The following is a 19,702-nucleotide window of genomic DNA, read 5'->3' as shown; positions in this document are numbered from 1 at the left end:
ATGTTTGGTATCAGCTTCTCTGAACTGCTGCTCGTCGGCCTCGTCGCCCTGCTGGTGCTGGGTCCCGAGCGCTTGCCGGGCGCTGCGCGCACCGCTGGCCTGTGGGTCGGGCGCCTGAAGCGCAGCTTCAACGCAATCAAACAGGAAGTTGAACGTGAAATCGGTGCCGACGAAATCCGTCGGCAACTGCACAACGAGCACATCCTGTCGCTTGAGCAGGAGGCGCGGAAAATCTTCACGCCGACCCAGCAGGAGCCGACGCCGGTGGAGCACGTGGGCGCGCAGACGATTCATGCGCCTGCCGCTGCCGTCGACCCGACACCCGCTCCCGTTGTCGCGCCTGTCGAACCTGCGCCTGTTGTTGCAGCCACTGCGGTTGAACCCGTTACACCTGCGGCTGCGCCCGTTGCGCCGGCCCCTCATGACCCAACACTGCCGCCGCGAGCCCCATGAGCGATCTTCCTGAAAACGACCAGCACATGCCGCTGGTTTCGCACCTCACCGAGTTGCGTACCCGTCTGCTGCGCTGCGTAGCGGCGATCTTCATCATCTTTGCCGGGCTGTTCGCCTTTACCCAGCAGATCTACACCTTCGTCTCCACGCCGCTGCGCGCGTACCTGCCCGCTGGCGCGACGATGATTGCCACTGACGTGTCGTCGCCGTTCCTGACGCCACTGAAGCTGACAATGATGGTCTCGCTGTTCCTGGCCATCCCGGTGATCCTGCACCAGATCTGGGGTTTCATCGCCCCAGGCCTGTACAAGCATGAAAAGCGCATCGCCGTGCCCTTGCTGGTCTCCAGCATCTTTCTGTTCTACGCCGGCATGGCGTTCGCCTATTTCCTGGTGTTCCCGCTGATCTTCAAGTTCTTCGCCTCCGCCACCCCGGCCGGCGTGGAAATGATGACCGACATCACCAGCTACCTCGATTTCGTCATGACGCTGTTCTTCGCCTTTGGCGTGGCGTTCGAAATTCCGGTGGCCGTGGTGCTGCTGGTGTGGATCGGCGTGGTCGACGTCAAGTACCTGAAGAAGATCCGCCCGTACGTGATCATCGGCTGCTTCGTGGTCGGCATGATCCTGACGCCACCGGACATCTTCTCGCAGACCCTGCTGGCCGTGCCGATGTGGCTGTTGTTCGAGATCGGCATCCTGTTTGGCAGTCTGATCAGCAAGCGTGGCGAGCATCCGGACGACCAGCCGGTTGACGATCACAACGACCAGCCGCCAGCGACTCAAGCGTGAACCTGCTGCTCCTCGAAGAGGCCGATTTCATTGCGGCCGACCGCGTGGTCCTGCGTGATCGCCGGTTGACCCACATGCAGGAAGTCCACCGCTGTGAAGTGGGCGACAGCATGCGCGTCGGGCGGATCGGCGGGCTGATGGGCTCGGCTGAAGTGCTGCGCCTGGGCGCCGACGAAGCGCAATTGCGCGTCACCCTCGACCAGCCCCCACCGGCCAAGCTGCCATTGACCCTGGTATTGGCCCTGCCACGACCCAAGATGCTGCGTAGGGTGTTTCAGACCGTGGCGGCCATGGGTGTGCCGCGTATCGTGCTGGTCAACAGCTATCGCGTCGAGAAGAGCTTCTGGCAGACCCCGTTCCTGGAGCCCGAGGCGATTCGCGAGCAGCTGATCCTCGGCCTCGAACAGGCCCGGGACAGCGTACTGCCGCAAGTCGTGATCGAGAAGCGCTTCAAGCCCTTCGTCGAAGACCGTCTGCCCGCGATCACTGAAGGCACCCTCGGCCTGGTGGGTCATCCGGGCAATTACCCGCCTTGCCCTCGCGCCCTCAGCGAACCGGTGACCCTGGCTATCGGCCCCGAGGGTGGCTGGATTCCCTACGAGATCGACCTGCTGGGCAAGTCCGGCCTGCAACCGGTGCAACTGGGCGAACGCATCCTGCGCGTCGAAACCGCCGTAACCGCGTTGCTGGCACGCCTTTTCTAATCCCGAACACAATCCCACAGGTCATCATCCGCCCATACATCGGGCGACACCTACAGAACCGCGCCCTCCTGCCGATACACCCCCCATAAAACCAAATTGTGGTCCAGGGAGTTTCAGCATGTACCAATGGCTAGCCGAGAATCTGGGAAACGTCAGCGTTAAACGCAAGCTGGGGATCGGCTTCGGCCTGGTGCTGTTATTGACCCTGCTGATCACCTTCACCGGCTGGAGCGGCCTGAGCGACGTGACCAGCCGTGGCGACAAACTGGGGTTCATCGCCAGTCTCAACGACCTGACCAAGGATCTGCGCATCGCACGTCTGAATTACGAGATGCGTCGCGGTGAACAAGGTCCCGGTGCTGTCAACGATCTGTTGGGCAAGCTCGAAAGCGGCCTGCAGACCGCCCGTGGCCTGATCGAGCAACCGGCCGATACGGCCATGGTCGATCAACAACTGGCCGCGGTCGCCGAATACCGTCGTGCCTTCAACGACATGACCCAGGCTGGCGCCCACCGTGAAGATGCCCGCAGCAAACTCGGCGCCACCGCCGACAACGCCGTGGCCCGCGTCGCCGAAGTGGAAAAATCCATGCTGCAAGGTGACAGCGTGGCGGCGTTCAACAGCGTGATCGACCAGAGCAAACTGATCCAGCAGGCGCGCTTCCAGGTGCGTGGCTACACCTATAGCGGCAAGAGCGAAGCCGAACAGCCAGCCCTAGACGCAATCGACAATGCCCTGAAGAACCTCGAGAGCCTGCCGGCCAAACTGCCTGAAGAACACATCGCCAACCTGCAACAGGCAACTGACTCACTGAAGGCCTATCGCGCCGCCGTCAGCCAGTTCCGCGACTCTCAGGTGGCCAGCGCCAAGGCTCTGGCACGCATGTCTGCCCAAGGCGAAATCCTGTTGGACATGAGCCAGAAACTCACCGCCTCGCAAACCGTCGTGCGTGATACCGACGCCGCCCATGCCAAGAACATGCTGACCCTCGCCACCGTCCTGGCCATCGCCTTCGGCCTGCTGGCCGCCTGGGCGATCACCCGACAGATCATCATTCCGTTGAACCAGACCCTGGTCGTGGCCCAGCGCGTCGCCAGTGGCGACCTGACCCACAACCTGACGTCCCAGCGTCGCGACGAACTCGGCCAGCTGCAGCGTGCCATGCAGAGCATGACCCAGGGCTTGCGCGAACTGATCGGCGGCATCAGCGATGGCGTCACGCAGATCGCCAGCGCCGCTGAAGAGTTGTCTGCCGTCACCGAGCAGACCAGCGCGGGGGTCAACAGCCAGAAGGTCGAGACCGATCAGGTCGCCACCGCCATGAACGAAATGGCCGCCACCGTACAGGAAGTCGCGCGCAACGCCGAAGAGGCCTCCGAAGCCGCCGTCGCCGCCGACCAACAGGCCCGTGAGGGCGACAAAGTGGTCGCTGAAGCCATCGCCCAGATCGAACGCCTTGCCAAGGAAGTCGGCCACTCCACCGAGGCCATGGGTGAACTCAAACGCGAAAGCGACAAGATCGGCAGCGTGCTCGACGTCATCAAGTCCGTGGCCCAACAAACCAACCTGCTGGCCCTCAACGCCGCGATTGAAGCTGCTCGCGCCGGTGAAGCCGGGCGTGGTTTTGCCGTGGTCGCCGACGAAGTCCGCAGCCTGGCCCAGCGCACCCAGAAGTCCACCGAAGAGATCGAAGAGCTGATCGTCGGCCTGCAAAACGGCACCCAGCAAGTCGCGACCATCATGGACAACAGCCGCACCCTGACCGACAGTAGCGTTGAACTGACCCGCCGCGCCGGCGGTTCACTGGAAAGCATCACCCGCACGGTGTCGGCGATCCAGGCGATGAACCAGCAGATTGCTGCAGCCGCCGAACAGCAAAGCGCCGTGGCCGAAGAGATCAACCGGAGCGTGCTGAACGTGCGGGATGTGTCGGATCAGACCTCGGCGGCGAGTGAAGAGACCGCGGCGTCCAGCGTTGAATTGGCGCGGTTGGGGACCCATTTGCAGATGTTGGTGGGGCGGTTCAAGGTTTGATGTGATTCGGCAACTGCTTGCAACCCCAACGTACCCGAATATATTGATCGCCGGTGCAAGCCACACGCCGGCGATTTTACTCAAGCCTGAGCTTCACATCCGAAAGATCGTCTGCGCATAACCCTTAAAAATAACAGAACAACCACCAGTCTTTACTAACAGTTCTGTTAGTTACGCAGTGCGTTAAAACTGCTCATGATATTGGTCCTGCTTTTTTTCACAGGAGCAATATCATGTATAACGGCCCAATCGACTCCACTGCCACTTCACAAAAAGAACTCTCTGACTCTATCGCACCCAATGCCAATTACAGCCGTTGGATGACCGACATGGCAGCGGACATCGCCCACCTGAAAATACACCAACTGGCCATTCCTGGCGCACACAACTCCGGTGTCGACAAGGATGGTAAATTTAATATCGGTTCGCATTGGGCAATTTGCCAATTATACAGCTTCTCTCGTCAACTAACTGCTGGAGCACGATATCTGGATTTACGTCTTGTTGACGCCAGCTACAAAAAGGATGTCGGGGGAAGCAAAATTCCAAGATACAAATTCATTGAAATTTTCGAATTTGCACATGGCTTTGTTTCCGTAGGCCGACACCTGAATCATTTAGTTGATGCAGTCAGGAACTTTTCAGACGCCAACCCAGGTGAAATTGTAACAATTGACTTCCGCAAATACGATCGGGGACGCAACCATGCGCACAACAGTCTCGAACGCTGCCTGCCTAAATTCAGCTCAATAAAAGATCGCTTAATACCTCCCTCAGCTGAAAACTTAAGCATCGGTGAAATACGTAAAAACCATCCAGGCTGCAATATAATTCTACGTCTCAACCACAACTATCCAACACCCGCCAGTGGAAACATAGACAAATGGCCGAGTGGAACAGTACGCAGAGAACAAATATGGTATCCCATCGATCATATATGGACACCCGATACATCTGAAGAAAGCATTACAAATTTGGTCACCAGCGCAATGCTTAGACCACAGGAAGGCTACTCGGTACTATCAGCTACAGTTTCAAAACATTCAAGTCCATATGACCTGGATCCCGATAGCCCTGTAAGAACGGAGGCTTTCAAACCAGGCTTCCAAAATGTAAATATACTTATGGTTGATTTTATCAACTCTGAATCTTCGAGAGTCAGCGTTGTCGACAAATGCATAGAATTAAATAAATTAAGAGCAAAGGACAATATTGCCCCAATATTCACATCAGCCAACCTGACCGTAACAGCAAAAGATGAAACCATAATCGATGGATCATTTCAAAACACTTTGGTATTTAGCTGGAATCCAGCATCTGACAACCTTGGCGTGAAAAAATATGAAATATACCAAAATGGTGACCTCATCGCAACTACTGCCGATAACCCATATATGCACAGAAACTTTGCGCTTAGAAACTATTCATTCAAAATCAGAGCGATCGATAACACGGAGAACAAGTCGGAATTTTCTGACGAATTTGTTTTAATCTTAGACACCGTTCCTCCAACAACCCCTGTCAACCTTACCCTGGAACAAGGACTCAATGGAACCTCCGTGAGTCTAACGTGGGACCACTCAATCGACCTTGCCGGATTAGAAGGTTATGAAGTTTATCTAGATGATACCTTCTTAAAAACGGTACCCTACTCACCAACCAACAGGGGATTCACTGATATTTACGGATTGATACATACTCAGCAATACGATGTTAAAATCCGCGCGAAAGACAATAATGGTCTCTACTCTGAGTTTTCGACAATCACGCTTTATCCCCGCCCAACTGTTATCAATGCTAAATATTTCATCACCGGATATGACGAAGCAACCGAAAAATATGATGCCTGCATTCTATGGGAAACCGATGCATACTCATTATATCCAGACGTATACTACCAAGGCGAGACACAAAACCATTGGGATTTCTCCCGCCCCGAACCCGGTAAATTGCCGACGTTCAGCTTTCAAGCCAGTCAAGGCGAGCGCATATCTCACCGCTGCATGACCTGGTATGAGCGTTACCCAGTAAGCGACTTTATCCAACACGATTTTGTTTTTGATGCAACATCTCCAGTGAAGCCATGGAACCTAACCGTCACATCTCGCACCGAAGCAGGCACGTCTATTTCCTGGGCCCGCTCAAGCAGCGCCAATGTAATAAATTATGCAGTTTCGATAAACGAGGAAGCCCCTCTATTAATTCCAAGCACAGAAAACAGCTATACGTTCAAGGAATTACCACTGGACAAGTCCTTTCTCATCGAAGTCTGGGCTATCAACGACAAAAATGTCCCTTCCACTATCGACGCAATCACAATTGAATCTGTTGACAACATCTCCCCAACAAAACCGGGAACCCCGGTTATTACAAACATCACACAAACATCTGCAACAATCAGTTGGACACCATCCAGCGACAACATCGCGGTAACCGGTTACACAATCACCATAAACAATAAGCTAGCCATTTCTACTACAAGCACGCAATACACACTTACCGAGCTAGAAGAAGCAAACCAATATACAGTTGAAATAAAAGCCTTTGACGGCGCCGGAAACTTATCGCCGTCTGCCAGCGTATCCTTCAGGACCAAGGCAAGGCCCACTTCGCCAAGAGAGCTTAGCTACAGCAACCTAACTTCTGCTAGTGTCAAGTTGTCATGGCTGGCTGGCAGTGACGATGGATGGGTGGCTGGTTATCAGGTTTTTCGCGATGGCACATCGCTTCGCATGGTTGATATCACCACTTACGACACTTATTGGCTGTCCCCAGGCAGAACCTACCTTTTCGAAGTACGAACCAAAGACAATGAAGGGTACTTCTCCGAACCTGCCCACCTGCAAGTCACGACACCTGAGGCCTCTACACCGCCGGGGCCCGTTGGAAACCTACGACTGAATACCACTGGCACTCCAACCCTGCTTTGGCATCCACCTGAAACCGGTGCAGCGATTCAATACATCGTGACCAAGGACGATCGCCAATGGGCTGCTACCCCTGCGTCACCGACCCCTCAATGCCTGATTGCGATGCCTGCAAGCGGCGAAGCTTATCTTTATGAGGTACGTGCGCGCAGTATGGCCGATCAGTTTTCCGAGCCTGTCGCTATTCGAATAGGTTTTGCCCCCCCTCATGTACTGCACTTGAGAGATGTGACAAAAACATCATTCAGGTTGGTCTGGGATGCACCACTTGGCGCAGTGGGGATAACGGGTTATCAGCTTACCCTTGACGATGCGCCGCCGTTTTTTGTCGCGGAAACTCAACATGTTTTTTCTGGACTGACGCGCGCAGGCAATTACACCGTTACCGTGAAAACGCAAATTGAATCCGGCGAATTATCCGAGCCAACTTCGATCGATTTATACATACAAGGCAATGCACCAAGTGCACCTCAGAATTTCCGCTATACCCAACCAACAGATGAAACAATTCTTGAATGGGATGCACCAAGTGAACCTGTAACCGGCTACCAAGTCACGCTGGTCAATCCGGAGGGGAGGGAGTTCAACTACCGTCCGAGCGCAACAACCATGAGGGAGCGCCTGCCTTCACGCACGCGTTACGAAGTGAGAGTCGTCGCTATCAATAATGAGGGACCATCTCGACCGTTAATCTCTGAGTTCACCACAAAGTAATAAGTGGCGACCCAAGGCTAATCACCGCATCTGCAAAACCAGTCGCAAGAACGATCACCCCAAGCAAACAAAAAAAACCCCGCTTTCGCGGGGTTTTTTCATCAGGCCGGTTGAGCCTGCAAGCTGACAGGTCGAAGCGGCAACAGCGGCGCATGGGGATCGGCTTTCACCGATGCCCGCCACGCATCCAACCACTCGGCATGTCCTTCGCCCCAGACCTGCTCATGCAAGCGAGCCAAGGCCACCGGGTCGCTCAGCAGTTGCACCTTCTCGTTGTTGGTCAACCCTTGCGGGCCAACCTTCATCGCGTGGCGAACCCGCTCGATCCGCAGCCATTCAATCGGCTCGGCCTGATTGTGCCGGGAAGTCGCCAACGAGCACGCCAGGGCGTTCTGTTGTGGGTCGACCACCGAACGGACAAAGCCGTCGTTCAGCGCATGCCAGCGGTTTTCGTGGGTGTACTGGTCGGTCGCCAGCAGGGCCTGCGGCGGATTGTATTCCTCAGGGATCAGGAACAGGCTCTCGTCACGTGACTTCAGGCCCAGGCCGACACGGCTGGAGATCACCGATACCGGGATCGACAGCATCAACGAACCGACGATCGGCACCAGCCACCACAGGAAGCTCGGGTTCAGCCAGATCACCAGCATGGCCCAGAAGAAGCCCAGCAGGGTTTGCGGCCCGTGGCGCTTGACCGCCTCGCTCCATGGCGTGGAGTCGTCGTCACGTTGCGGCGAGTTCCAGGTCGCGGCCCAGCCGAGGAACGCGGCGAGGACGAAACGGGTGTGGAAGATCATCCGCACCGGCGCCAGCAGCATGGAGAACAGCATCTCCAGCAGCATCGACAGGGTCACCTTGAACTTGCCGCCGAACTCTTTCGCACCCTTGGCCCAGATCAGGATAATGCTCAGCAGCTTCGGCAGGAACAGCAGCACGATGGTGGTCGAGAACAGCGCAATCGCCTTGTCCGGGTGCCATTGAGGCCACAGCGGATAGAGTTGGCGCGGTTCGAGGAAGTACTGCGGCTCCATCAGCGTGTTGACCGCCAGCAGCGCGGTCGACAGCACCAGGAAGAAGAACCACAACGGCGCCGACAGGTAGGACATCACGCCGGTCAGGAACACCGCGCGGTGCACCGGGTGCATGCCCTTGACCAGGAACAGGCGGAAGTTCATCAGGTTGCCGTGGCACCAGCGACGGTCACGCTTGAGTTCGTCCAGCAGGTTCGGCGGCAGTTCTTCATAGCTGCCCGGCAAGTCGTAGGCAATCCACACGCCCCAGCCAGCACGGCGCATCAACGCGGCTTCTACGAAGTCGTGAGACAGGATCGAGCCGGAGAACGCGCCTTTACCCGGCAACGGCGCCAGGGCGCAGTGGTCGATGAACGGCTTCATGCGGATGATCGCGTTGTGGCCCCAGTAGTGCGACTCGCCCAGCTGCCAGAAGTGCAGGCCGGCGGTGAACAGCGGGCCATACACGCGAGTGGCGAACTGCTGCATGCGCGCATACAGGGTATCCATGCCCGACGCCCGTGGCGCGGTCTGGATGATCCCGGCGTCCGGCGTGGCTTCCATCAGGCGCACCAGACTGGTCAGGCACTCGCCGCTCATCACGGAGTCGGCGTCGAGTACGACCATGTACTTGTAGTCACCGCCCCAGCGACGGCAGAAGTCGTCGAGGTTGCCGCTTTTGCGTTTTACGCGACGACGGCGACGGCGATAGAAGATCTTGCCGAAGCCCCCGGCTTCACGGCAGACGTCCAGCCAGGCCTGCTGCTCGGCAACGCAGATGTCAGCGTCGTTACTGTCGCTGAGCACGAAGAAGTCGAAGCGGTCCAGGTCACCCGTGGCCGCCACCGACTCGAAGGTCGCGCGCAGGCCGGCGAATACACGAGGCACGTCTTCGTTGCAGATCGGCATCACCAAAGCGGTGCGTGCATCCTTCGGAATTGGCTCGTTGCCGGCACTTTTACCGGAGATACGGTATTTATCGTGACCGGTCAGCAATTCGAGGAAGCCCATCAGCGCGGTCCAGAAACCGGCCGACACCCAGCAGAACAGAATCCCGAACAGGATCAGGATGCTGGTCTGCAAGGCATACGGCAGCACTTGCGTGGCGGTTTGCAGCAGCGGTTGGTGCAGGACTTCTTCGAGGTCGACGAACGACCAGCCCTGGTACGGCATGATGCCTTTCATGTACCAGCCGGCGACGATGGTCTGGCCGAGCATCAGCAGCAACAGAATGTAGCGACGGATCGAACCCACGGTGCGCCAGCGTGCGGCCGGCAGGACACGCTCGTCCTTCGGCGGCTTCGGCGGGTTGGTACGACCGGTCATCCGGCGCCAGCCACGCACCAGAATGTTGGTGCGCCACGGCTCCGGCACGACCTTGGTCCGCCGGATCGGCGGGGTCGCCTTGAGGCAGACCCGGCCGTTGGCGTCGAGCACCAGCATTTCCGCGTCCTGCAGCTCTTCGGCAGTGCTCAGGGTCAGGCGTTTGCCCACCGAAGCCTGGGCGGCTTCGGTCGGGGCGTCGAACGTCGACGATGACAGGCGTTCGTGCAATTCGCTGAAAGACTGGCAGCCCGCGAGTTCCGCGCGCTGCTGGTCGGTCATCGGCAGATGCGCCAGATACTCGGAAAGAGTTTCTGGCCGTACTTGAGAGTTACTCATCGGCAGGCAACTGATAGCTCCAGGTTTCGGTCAGGACTTCTTCAGTCGGTGCCGATTCCGGTGTGGCTGGGGCCGCGTCGGCAGCAACAGGCTGCTTGGCGTCTTTATTGGCCTGGTCCTTGGCATCTGCAACAGGCTTGGCTTCGGCCTGCTTGGCCTCCGCTTGCCTGGCTTCCTTGTCCGCTTTCTCTTGTTGCTTGGCGGCAACCTTGTCGGCCTTGGCAACCGACGAGTTCGACGCTGGAATCGAAGTCTTGGCCAGGTCCGCCGGCACGATGTTCTGCACCAGCGCGGCACGCATCTCGGTGGACTTGCCCGGATCCTTGATCTTCATCCGCAGGGTCAGGCGCCAGCCCTTGGTTTCAGGGTTGTAGCGCACGCTGTTTTCCACCAGCTCGGCGTTGTCGCCGACGCTGACCTGGCTGCGAACTTCCGTATCGGCCGGCAATGCCGCCAGGGACGGGCCTTCGAAGTCCACCAGGTAGGCAACGCTGCCGTCCGGCTGACGAATCAGGTTGGACTGCTTGACGTCACCCGTGGACCGCAGGGTCTGTTTGACCCAGGCGCTGTCCGGCGCGTGAATCGAGGCTTCATCCATGGTCCAGTGCATACGATAAGCGACATCGAGCGGCTGGCCAGGTTCCGGCAGTTTTTCCGGATTCCAGAAGGCAACGATGTTGTCGTTGGTTTCGTCGGCGGTCGGAATCTCGACCAGGTCGACTGTGCCTTTGCCCCAGTCACCCTTCGGCTCGATCCAGGCGCTTGGACGCTTGTCGTAACGGTCGTCGAGGTCTTCGTAATGGCTGAAGTCGCGGCCACGCTGCAGCAGACCGAAGCCGCGCGGGTTTTCCACGCTGAAGTTGCTCACGGCCAGGTGTTTCGGATTGTTCAGCGGGCGCCAGATCCACTCGCCGTTGCCGGCATGGATCGCCAGACCGCTGGAGTCGTGCAGCTCGCGACGGTAGTTCAGTACTTTCGACGGCTGGTTGGCGCCGAACAGGAACATGCTGGTCAACGGGGCAATGCCCAGTTTGCCGACCTTGTCACGCAGGAACATCTGCGCCTTGACGTCGACGATGGTGTCGCTGCCCGGACGCAGGGTCAGGCGATAGGCGCCGGTGGCACGCGGCGAATCCAGCAGGGCGAAGATCACCAGGTGCTTGTCGCCTGGCTTGGGCTGCTGAATCCAGAACTCGCGGAAACGCGGGAATTCTTCGCCGGACGGCAATGCGGTATCCAGCGCCATGCCGCGAGCGGACAAACCATAGACGTGACCCTTGCCGACGACGCGGAAGTAACTCGCGCCAAGCATGGTCATGATTTCGTCTTGCTTGTCGGCCTTGTTGATCGGGTACAGCACACGGAAACCGGCATAACCCAGTTGTTCAGTGGCCTTTGGATCGAACTGCAAGTCGCCGAAGTCGAAACGACTCGGATCGTATTTGATCTCTTCGACGGTGTTGGCGGTGATTTCGTTGATTTTCACCGGTGTATCGAAATGCATGCCCTGGTGATAGAAGGACAGCTTGAACGGCGTCTTCTGATCAGCCCACTCGGCCTTTTCCGTCAGAAAACGAATTTTCTGATAGTCCGCGAATTTCATGTCGCGGAACTCGTTCGGCAGGTTACTGCGCGGCGCTTCGTATTTCTGCGCGGCCAGCTCTTTTGCCTTGACCGATACATCATCCAGACTGAATGCCCAAAGCTGACCGGCGCTGAGCAGGCAGAGCAGTGCAGAGCCCGCTACCAGGGCGCTGCGTAACCGTTTGGCAGACAATTTTGGTGCGTTACAGGGACTAACAATCACGAGCAACCCTCGCCGAAAACAGATCAAAAAACCAACGGCCAGTTAAAGGGCCTGCACGGTGTACGGTCTGAAAAAACCGCCCTTGCAAACCACTCTTGCCAAGTTGGCGAGCATTGTTCCGACTCCGCTGAGGCGAAATGATTCCCCAATCGGATCCGGACAAGTCTCTACCTAAGTCAAAATGGACCAACGAACGCTGATCCCCGTAGCGCGGGATTATCTAGTAGGCCGCGTTACAACGCATCAGGGGTAACAAAGTATTTATCGCGAAAAAGCCCTGTTTTCAGTCGAAATGAGCGTAAAAACTTGTTTCAAACGCTTTCAGGTCTGTAACAGGAAGGTTACCGGGCCATCATTGACCAGGTGCACCTGCATATCCGCGCCGAATCTACCTGATGCCACAGTGCCATGCACCTGTTTCGCTTTGCTTAATAGATAGTCGAACAACTCCTCGCCCAGCGCCGGAGGGGCCGCGGTCGAGAACCCCGGACGCAGCCCGCTTTTGGTATCGGCAGCCAGGGTGAACTGAGAGACCAGCAGCAGCCCGCCGCCCACATCCGCCAGGGACAGATTCATCTTGCCCTCGGCGTCACTGAATACCCGATAGTTAAGCAGTTTATTAAGGAGTTTGTCGGCGTTGGCCCGCGTATCGTCGGGCTCGACGGCTACCAGGACCAGCAATCCCTGATCGACGGCACCCACGATCTCGCCCGCGACCTCGACCCGCGCGCCGCGCACACGCTGTAGCAGACCCTTCATGCTTCTTCAGGCGGCAGGTCGAGCAGACGCCGGGCCATCTGATCGGCGGCGCGTACCAGCGCGTCGGTGATGCCCGGCTCGGAAGCGGCATGACCGGCATCGCGGATGACCTGCAGTTCGCTGTTCGGCCACGCTTGATGCAATTCCCAGGCGTTATCCAGCGGGCAGATAACGTCATAGCGACCATGGATGATCACGCCAGGCAAATGGGCGATCTTGCCCATGTCGCGAATCAACTGGTTCTGCTCCAGGAAGGCATTGTTGGTGAAGTAGTGGCATTCGATGCGGGCAATCGACAACGCACGTTGTGGTTCGGAGAAGCGATCGACCACCAGCGGATTGGGACGCAGGGTCGCGGTACGGCCCTCCCAGGTGGACCAGGCCTTGGCCGCGTGCATCTGGGCGATCTGGTCGTTGCCGACCAGGCGCTTGTGGAACGCGGTGAGCAAGTCGTCGCGCTCGTCCAGCGGGATCGGCGCGATGTAGTCCTGCCAGTAATCGGGGAACAGGCGGCTGGCGCCGGCCTGGTAGAACCATTCGATTTCCTGCGGGCGGCAGAGAAAGATCCCGCGCAGGATCAGGCCGTGTACCCGCTCAGGATGGGTTTGTGCGTAGGCCAGCGCCAGGGTCGAACCCCAGGAACCGCCAAACAGCACCCACTTATCGATGCCCAGGTGCTGGCGAATCCGCTCGAGGTCGGCGACCAGGTCCCAGGTGGTGTTGTTTTCCAGGCTGGCGTGGGGGGTGGATCGACCGCAACCGCGCTGATCGAAGGTGACAATGCGATAGAGGTTTGGATCGAAGAAACAACGACTTTGGGCATCACATCCGGCGCCGGGGCCACCGTGGATGAACACCACCGGCAAACCTTCCGGTGAACCGCTTTCGTCGACGTACAGGGTGTGGGTTTCGTCGACGGCCAGATCGTGCCGGGCGTGGGGTTTGATCTGCGGGTACAAAGTCTGCATTGCGCACTCCGTAAGGGGTCGAGGTCATCCCTGGGGGGACTTCTATTATTCTGCCGTCCGGCATCATAAACCCGAATTACGTCAATGAGCATGCCCGCGCGAAGTCAGAGTCTTTGCGCAAGATAACCAAACAGGGTTTCGTACAGCGCATCGACCTCGGTTACCTGCCCGCGGGCCCGCAAACAGCCATGGACCAAACCCTCGCCGACATACAGAGTGGCAATCACGCCCGCGGCATTCAGTCGCTCGGCATACAGCACGCCGTCATCACGCAACGGGTCGAATTGCGCCACCGCGATCAATGCCGGTGGCAGTCCACTGAAATCCGTGGCGAGCAATGGCATGGCGCAGGCGCTCGGATGGCGGGTGCCTTGCAGGTAAAGCGCGTGATAGTAATCGACGTCACTGCTGCTGAGTAACGGCGCGTCGATGCACTCACTGCGCGACGGCAGCCGGTGATCGCCACCCAACCCCGGATAGATCAGCACCTGCGCGCACGGCAGCGGCTCACCGGCATCGCGTAGCGCCAGGCACAACGCCGCCGCCAGGTTGCCACCGGCACTGTCGCCGGCCACCAGCGTGCGCTCGGGGTCGAGTTTAAACGGCCCGGCGCGCAGTGCTCGCCACACCGTCAGGCAATCATCGAACGCGGCGGGAAACGGATGTTCCGGTGCCCGACGGTAATTGACGGCGATCACCCGTACACCGAGTGTCGATGCCCATTCGGCGCAGATGAAGTCGTGGGAATCGAGGTCCCCCACCACCCAGCCACCGCCATGCAAATAAACGATGCACGACGCACCGCTGGCCGGTGGCTGATAGGAACGAACCGCAACACCGTCCAACTCGAAATCGACCACCTGCAACCCGGCGGGACGTGCCGGGGTAAATGCCCGGCACATCTCGCTGTAGGCCTGGCGCAACCCGGTGATACTGCTGTCGGTACTGTTGAAACTCAGGGTTTTGTCGACGAAAGCCGTCATCTGTTTGGAAAGCGGGTATGGAGCCATGAGCCTGGTGCTCGTTCAGGGAAATGTGTGGGACCCACAGGACTTGATCAGACAGGGATCAGTTCTTCAGGCTGGCCTGAACCGTGGCCACGCCGTCCTTGCCATCGAAACTGCTGACACCCGCCAGCCAGCGCTGCAAGTCCTCGGGATGGTCACGCAGCCATTTTTTCGCGACATCCTGAGCCGTCTGGCGCTCCATGATCGGCACCATCAACTGGCTTTCCTGGGCGGCGGTGAACGTCAGGTTTTCCAGCAACCGATTGACGTTCGGGCAGCGCTGGGCGTAATCCGGTGCAGTCACGGTGGAGACCGTCGCGGCGCCTTCATTCGGTCCGTAGACGTCTTCGCTGCCGGTCAGATAGTCGATCTTCATGTTGATGTTCATCGGGTGCGGGGTCCAGCCGACGAACACCACGAACTCCTTGCGATTCACCGCCCGCTGAACGGCAGCGAGCATGCCGGCTTCACCGGACTCGATCAGTTTGAAGTCCTTGAGGCCAAAGTGATTGGTTTCGATCATGGTCTTGATCGTGGTGTTGGCGCCGCTGCCCGGCTCGATGCCGTAGATCTTGCCGCCGAGCTGATCCTTGAACTTCGCGATGTCGGCAAAGGTTTTCAGGCCCGCCGCTGCCACATAATCCGGGACCGCGAGGGTGGCCTGGGCATCGGCCAGGCTTGGCTTGTCCATGACCTTGACCTGATTGGCAGCCACGAAGGGCGCGATGTTTTTATCCATCGCCGGCTTCCAGTAGCCAAGGAAGATGTCCAGGCGCTTGTCGCGGATACCGGCGAAGATGATTTGCTGTACGGCGCTGGTTTGCTTGCTTTCGTAGCCCAGACCGTTGAGCAGCACATCGGCCATGCCGCTGGTAGCGATCACGTCGGTCCAGTTGACCACGCCCATACGCACGGTTTTGCAGGAGGCGTCGTCCGCGGCCATGGCGCCGGCGCCCAACAGAGCGGTGCCGCAGAAGATTGAGAGACAGCGGGTGAACAGACCTTTGGGGCTTGTCATAGTGAGCATTCTCGTGCGGCAGCGGATTATTGTCGGGGCGGTGTCTTTGTGCACCGTGGCCAGAACATTACGCAGCGGACGAGTGGTGAAAGCGAACTGTGGCGACCGTGTTTTGCACGGTGGCGACTGTCATGTGCAGATGTTGAGGCATATGAAAACCTGTGGGAGCGAGCTTGCTCCGGGCGGCGTTCCGACGATGAGGCCATAACATCCGACATTAATGTCGCCTGACAGTACGCCATCGCGAGCAAGCTCGCTCCCACAGGGTTTTGCGACAGTATTAACGGTTGTAGTGCTTCTCGCCCCAGGCCAGCAACCCTTGCAGCAACTCCTTCAACACCACCCGCGTCGGCTCCGCCAGGTCCGGGCGATAACGGAACGGCACGAACTCATCCATGTAGGTGCACTGCCCCAACTCCAGCTGCACCGCATGAATGTTTTCTGCCGGGTTACCGTAATGACGGGTGATGTGCCCGCCCTTGAAGCGCCCGTTGAGTACGTGGGTGTAGTTGTCGTGAAGCGCGCAGATCGCTTCCAGACGGGTCGCAAGCTGTGGATCGCAACTGGCACCGTTGAAGGTGCCGAGGTTGAAGTCTGGCAGCTTGCCGTCGAACAGGTGCGGGATGATCGAGCGGATCGAGTGCGCATCGAACAGCAGCGCATAGCCGAACTCGGCTTTCAGCCGCGCCAGCTCCTGCTGCAAGGTGCTGTGGTACGGCGTCCAGATCTGCTCCAGATAAGTCGCACGTTCTTCTTTCGACGGCTCCAGCCCTTCACGGAACAACGGCACGCCGTCGAACAGCGTGGCCGGGTACAGGCCTGTGGTCGCGCCCACGTACAGCGGCTTGTCGTCGGATGGCCGGTTCAGGTCGATGACGAACCGCGAGTACTCGGCGGCCAGGGTGCTTGCACCCAGTTGCGCGGCGAAGTCGTAAAGCTGCGGGATATGCCAGTCGGTATCCGGCAGGCTTTTCGCGTCAGGGATCAACCCGGCTTCGACCGCAGGTGTCAGGCGCACGCCAGCGTGGGGCATGCTGATCAGCAGCGGTACGCGGCCTTGTTTGAAGTTCAGAACCTTATCCACAACAGATCTCCTACAGACTTGATTCGACGCCGTGGCGCACGACGCGTTTTTCCAGGTCGCCGCCCAGCCAGTAACACAGGTCGGCCGGACGATCGATTTGCCAGGCGACAAAATCCGCGACCTTGCCGACCTCCAGCGAACCATGGGTGTCAGCCATGCCCAGTGCGGTGGCGGCATGAATCGTCGCGCCGGCCAAGGCCTCTTCCGGGGTCATGCGGAAGCAGGTGCAAGCCATGTTCAGCATCAGGCGCAACGACAGCCCCGGCGAGGTGCCCGGGTTGAGGTCGCTGGCGATGGCGATTTTCACGCCGTGCTTGCGCAGGGCCTCCATCGGCGGCAATTGGGTTTCGCGCAGGAAGTAAAAGGCGCCGGGCAACAGCACCGCGACCGTCCCGGACTTGGCCATGGCAATGGCGTCGTCCTCGGTCATGAACTCCAGGTGATCGGCGGACAATGCGTGATAACGCGCCGCCAGGCTTGAACCATGCAGCGACGACAACTGCTCGGCATGCAGCTTCACTGGCAGGCCCAGTTTCTGGGCGGTGATGAACACCCGCTCGACTTGTGCCGGGGAGAACGCCAGGTACTCGCAGAACGCGTCCACCGCATCGACCAGACCTTCGGCGGCCAGGGCCGGGAGCATGTCGGCGCAGATGTGATCGATATAGTCGTCAGCGCGATCCTTGTACTCCGGCGGCAAGGCGTGAGCCGCCAGGCAGGTGCTGCGCACGCTGACCGGCAGTTCGGCGCCGAGGCGACGGGCCACGCGCAGCATCTTGCGTTCGTTGGCCAGGTCCAGGCCGTAGCCGGACTTGATTTCGATGCTGGTGACACCATCACGCATCAGGCTTTTCAGGCGCTTGGCGGCACTGGCGAACAGTTCATCTTCGCTGGCTGCGCGGGTGGCGCGCACGGTGCTGGCAATACCGCCACCGCTGGCGGCAATTTCCGCGTAGCTGACGCCTTGCAGGCGCTGTTCGAATTCACCGCTGCGGTTACCGCCGAACACCGTGTGAGTGTGGCAATCGATCAGGCCCGGCGTGACCCAGGCCCCACTCAAATCATTGACGGCCGGGTACTCGCCCGCCGGCAATTCACCGCGTGGGCCGATCCACTCAATGTGCGCTCCTGACGTCACGATGGCCGCGTCCTCGATGATCGAGTAGACGCCTTGTGCCATGGTTGCGACGTGACAGTGTTGCCAGAGAGTTTTCATCCGTGGCCTCCATTAGGTTATCGATGAGAAAAAACAGGGTCCTGTGTCACCAGGGCTGCCTGGCCCGCCGCCGGTTTCACCCACGTCAGGTAGGCCAGCACCAGCAACACGATCCAGACCACGCCGACGATCAGCGCTGCCTGGGTGTCCGGGAAATAGCCCAGCACGCCGAAGATGAACAGCATGAAGACAATCGCCGCCGCTGGCGCATAAGGCCACAGCGGTACCGGGAATTTCAGTTGTGCCACCTGCTCGGCGCTCATGGACCGGCGCATGGCCACCTGGGTCACCAGAATCATCAGCCAGACCCACACCGTGGCAAAGGTCGCGATGGAAGCGATCAACAGGAACACGTTTTCCGGGATCAGGTAATTCAGCAACACACCCAGCAACAGCGCGGCACTCATCACCACCACCGTCATCCATGGCACGCCATTGCGCGACAGGCGGGCGAAGCCCTTGGGTGCATGCCCTTGCTGGGCCAGGCCGAACATCATGCGGCCAGCGCCGAAGATGTCACTGTTGATCGCCGAAATCGCCGCCGTGATCACCACGATATTGAGGATGGTGGCCGCCGAACTGATCCCCAGCTTGTCGAAAATCTGCACGAACGGGCTGCCCTGGCTGCCGATCTGCTGCCATGGAAAGATCGACATCAGCACCAGCATCGTCAGCACGTAGAACAGCAGGATCCGCAACGGTACGGCATTGATCGCCCGTGGCAGCACGTGCTGCGGATCCTTGGCTTCACCTGCCGTTACGCCGATGATTTCAATACCGCCAAACGCAAACATCACCACCGCGAACGAAGCGATCAGACCGGCCATGCCATTGGGCATGAAGCCGCCGTGGTTCCAGAGGTTGCTGATGTCGGTCGCCTGGCCTGGGGCCGAGCTGATGCCGAACCACATGATGCCGAAACCGCCCAGGATCATCGCGACGATGGCCGCGACCTTGAGCAGCGACAGCCAGAACTCCATTTCACCGAAGACTTTGACGTTGCACAAGTTCAGGCCGCCAACGATGGAAACGACACCCAGCACCCAGATCCAGCGGGAAACCTCCGGGAACCAGAAGCCCATGTAAATACCGAATGCAGTGACGTCGGCCATGCCGACGATGACCATTTCGAATGCGTAAGTCCAACCGAGGATGAAGCCTGCCATCGGCCCCAGGTAGGTGCTGGCGTACTGGCCGAAAGAGCCGGCCACCGGGTTGTGCACCGCCATCTCACCGAGGGCGCGCATGACCATGAACACCGCCGCGCCGCCGATCAGGTAAGCGAGCAGTACCGCAGGCCCGGCCATTTGAATGGCCGAGGCAGATCCATAAAACAGCCCGGTGCCGATTGCCGACCCCAGCGCCATGAAGCGAATATGTCGGGCAGAGAGCCCGCGTTTCAAACCTTTTTCTGGCTGTTGCATTTCTCGTCCCTAATTATTGTTATTCGACGCTAAATCGAATCGCTGGCAAGCCAGCTCCTACAGGTTCAACGCGATCCATGTGGGAGCGGCGGTGCGACGATTCGACTTGCTCGCGAAGGGGCA

The 19,702-nt window shown here is 58.8% G+C and carries 14 protein-coding genes and 1 pseudogene; 6 read left to right on the top strand and 9 right to left on the bottom strand.

Annotated elements, in window-relative coordinates:
• The 6 genes and pseudogenes from tatB to ACM6IT_RS14545 all read left to right on the top strand — a co-directional run bounded on the left by tatB (window position 1) and on the right by ACM6IT_RS14545 (window position 7,624).
• Window positions 1–453 (top strand): Sec-independent protein translocase protein TatB, encoded by a 453-nt coding sequence (gene tatB / locus ACM6IT_RS14570; protein ID WP_082562979.1) that lies wholly within the window; start codon window positions 1–3, stop codon window positions 451–453.
• Window positions 450–1,244, top strand: coding sequence for a twin-arginine translocase subunit TatC (gene tatC, locus ACM6IT_RS14565; protein ID WP_414918232.1), 795 nt, complete (start codon window positions 450–452; stop codon window positions 1,242–1,244). Before tatB ends, tatC begins: the two co-directional genes overlap by 4 nt.
• Window positions 1,241–1,948 carry a 16S rRNA (uracil(1498)-N(3))-methyltransferase gene (locus ACM6IT_RS14560; protein WP_414914165.1) on the top strand — a complete coding sequence of 236 codons (708 nt, stop codon included), beginning with the start codon at window positions 1,241–1,243 and terminating at the stop codon, window positions 1,946–1,948. Before tatC ends, ACM6IT_RS14560 begins: the two co-directional genes overlap by 4 nt.
• A 118-nt stretch (window positions 1,949–2,066) precedes the next feature.
• Window positions 2,067–3,128 (top strand): annotated as a pseudogene (locus ACM6IT_RS14555) (methyl-accepting chemotaxis protein); the annotation flags it as partial.
• Window positions 3,111–3,983, top strand: coding sequence for a methyl-accepting chemotaxis protein (locus tag ACM6IT_RS14550; RefSeq protein WP_414914296.1), 873 nt, complete (start codon window positions 3,111–3,113; stop codon window positions 3,981–3,983). The pseudogene ACM6IT_RS14555 and the gene ACM6IT_RS14550, both read left to right, overlap by 18 nt.
• Window positions 3,984–4,216: 233 nt before the next feature.
• A complete protein-coding gene (locus tag ACM6IT_RS14545; RefSeq protein WP_414918231.1) occupies window positions 4,217–7,624 on the top strand; it encodes a fibronectin type III domain-containing protein in 3,408 nt (1,135 codons plus the stop codon).
• Window positions 7,625–7,725: 101 nt separating this feature from the next.
• Here ACM6IT_RS14545 and mdoH read toward each other — a convergent pair whose 3' ends face one another.
• From mdoH to ACM6IT_RS14500, 9 genes are all read right to left on the bottom strand, one after another.
• Window positions 7,726–10,296 (bottom strand): glucans biosynthesis glucosyltransferase MdoH, encoded by a 2,571-nt coding sequence (gene mdoH, locus ACM6IT_RS14540; protein ID WP_414914163.1) that lies wholly within the window; start codon window positions 10,294–10,296, stop codon window positions 7,726–7,728.
• Window positions 10,289–12,103: a glucan biosynthesis protein gene (locus ACM6IT_RS14535; protein WP_056725743.1), complete on the bottom strand. Its 1,815-nt coding sequence runs from the start codon at window positions 12,101–12,103 to the stop codon at window positions 10,289–10,291. Before ACM6IT_RS14535 ends, mdoH begins: the two co-directional genes overlap by 8 nt.
• A gap of 321 nt (window positions 12,104–12,424) precedes the next feature.
• Window positions 12,425–12,862: a D-aminoacyl-tRNA deacylase gene (gene dtd / locus ACM6IT_RS14530; protein ID WP_414914162.1), complete on the bottom strand. Its 438-nt coding sequence runs from the start codon at window positions 12,860–12,862 to the stop codon at window positions 12,425–12,427.
• Window positions 12,859–13,830 (bottom strand): prolyl aminopeptidase, encoded by a 972-nt coding sequence (pip, locus tag ACM6IT_RS14525; RefSeq protein WP_056725745.1) that lies wholly within the window; start codon window positions 13,828–13,830, stop codon window positions 12,859–12,861. Before pip ends, dtd begins: the two co-directional genes overlap by 4 nt.
• Window positions 13,831–13,934: 104 nt before the next feature.
• Entirely contained in the window at window positions 13,935–14,840 is a 906-nt protein-coding gene (locus ACM6IT_RS14520; RefSeq protein WP_414918230.1) for an alpha/beta hydrolase, read from the bottom strand.
• Between the two features lie 58 nt (window positions 14,841–14,898).
• Window positions 14,899–15,855 (bottom strand): choline ABC transporter substrate-binding protein, encoded by a 957-nt coding sequence (locus tag ACM6IT_RS14515; protein ID WP_056725749.1) that lies wholly within the window; start codon window positions 15,853–15,855, stop codon window positions 14,899–14,901.
• Between the two features lie 280 nt (window positions 15,856–16,135).
• Window positions 16,136–16,939 (bottom strand): N-formylglutamate deformylase, encoded by an 804-nt coding sequence (gene hutG, locus ACM6IT_RS14510; RefSeq protein ID WP_056725750.1) that lies wholly within the window; start codon window positions 16,937–16,939, stop codon window positions 16,136–16,138.
• 10 nt (window positions 16,940–16,949) lie between these two features.
• Entirely contained in the window at window positions 16,950–18,155 is a 1,206-nt protein-coding gene (hutI, locus tag ACM6IT_RS14505; RefSeq protein ID WP_414918229.1) for an imidazolonepropionase, read from the bottom strand.
• Window positions 18,156–18,172: 17 nt separating this feature from the next.
• Window positions 18,173–19,579, bottom strand: coding sequence for an amino acid permease (locus ACM6IT_RS14500; protein ID WP_414918228.1), 1,407 nt, complete (start codon window positions 19,577–19,579; stop codon window positions 18,173–18,175).
• Window positions 19,580–19,702: the final 123 nt, after the last annotated feature.

The sequence above is a fragment of the Pseudomonas sp. IT-P4 genome (assembly GCF_949767755.1).
GTDB classification, from domain to species: domain Bacteria; phylum Pseudomonadota; class Gammaproteobacteria; order Pseudomonadales; family Pseudomonadaceae; genus Aquipseudomonas; species Aquipseudomonas monachiensis.
The sequence above is the reverse complement of the archived record's forward strand: the minus strand, read 5'-3'. Positions and strand labels throughout refer to the sequence as shown.

Bases quoted from the DNA above. Each gene is read 5' to 3' on its own strand.
- mdoH (WP_414914163.1), bottom strand. From the start codon at position 10,296: ATGAGTAACTCTCAAGTACGGCCAGAAACTCTTTCCGAGTATCTGGCG.
- ACM6IT_RS14515 (WP_056725749.1), bottom strand. From the start codon at position 15,855: ATGACAAGCCCCAAAGGTCTGTTCACCCGCTGTCTCTCAATCTTCTGC.
- ACM6IT_RS14520 (WP_414918230.1), bottom strand. From the start codon at position 14,840: ATGGCTCCATACCCGCTTTCCAAACAGATGACGGCTTTCGTCGACAAA.
- tatC (WP_414918232.1), top strand. From the start codon at position 450: ATGAGCGATCTTCCTGAAAACGACCAGCACATGCCGCTGGTTTCGCAC.
- ACM6IT_RS14500 (WP_414918228.1), bottom strand. From the start codon at position 19,579: ATGCAACAGCCAGAAAAAGGTTTGAAACGCGGGCTCTCTGCCCGACAT.
- ACM6IT_RS14545 (WP_414918231.1), top strand. From the start codon at position 4,217: ATGTATAACGGCCCAATCGACTCCACTGCCACTTCACAAAAAGAACTC.
- ACM6IT_RS14550 (WP_414914296.1), top strand. From the start codon at position 3,111: ATGCAGAGCATGACCCAGGGCTTGCGCGAACTGATCGGCGGCATCAGC.
- hutI (WP_414918229.1), bottom strand. From the start codon at position 18,155: ATGAAAACTCTCTGGCAACACTGTCACGTCGCAACCATGGCACAAGGC.
- pip (WP_056725745.1), bottom strand. From the start codon at position 13,830: ATGCAGACTTTGTACCCGCAGATCAAACCCCACGCCCGGCACGATCTG.
- tatB (WP_082562979.1), top strand. From the start codon at position 1: ATGTTTGGTATCAGCTTCTCTGAACTGCTGCTCGTCGGCCTCGTCGCC.
- dtd (WP_414914162.1), bottom strand. From the start codon at position 12,862: ATGAAGGGTCTGCTACAGCGTGTGCGCGGCGCGCGGGTCGAGGTCGCG.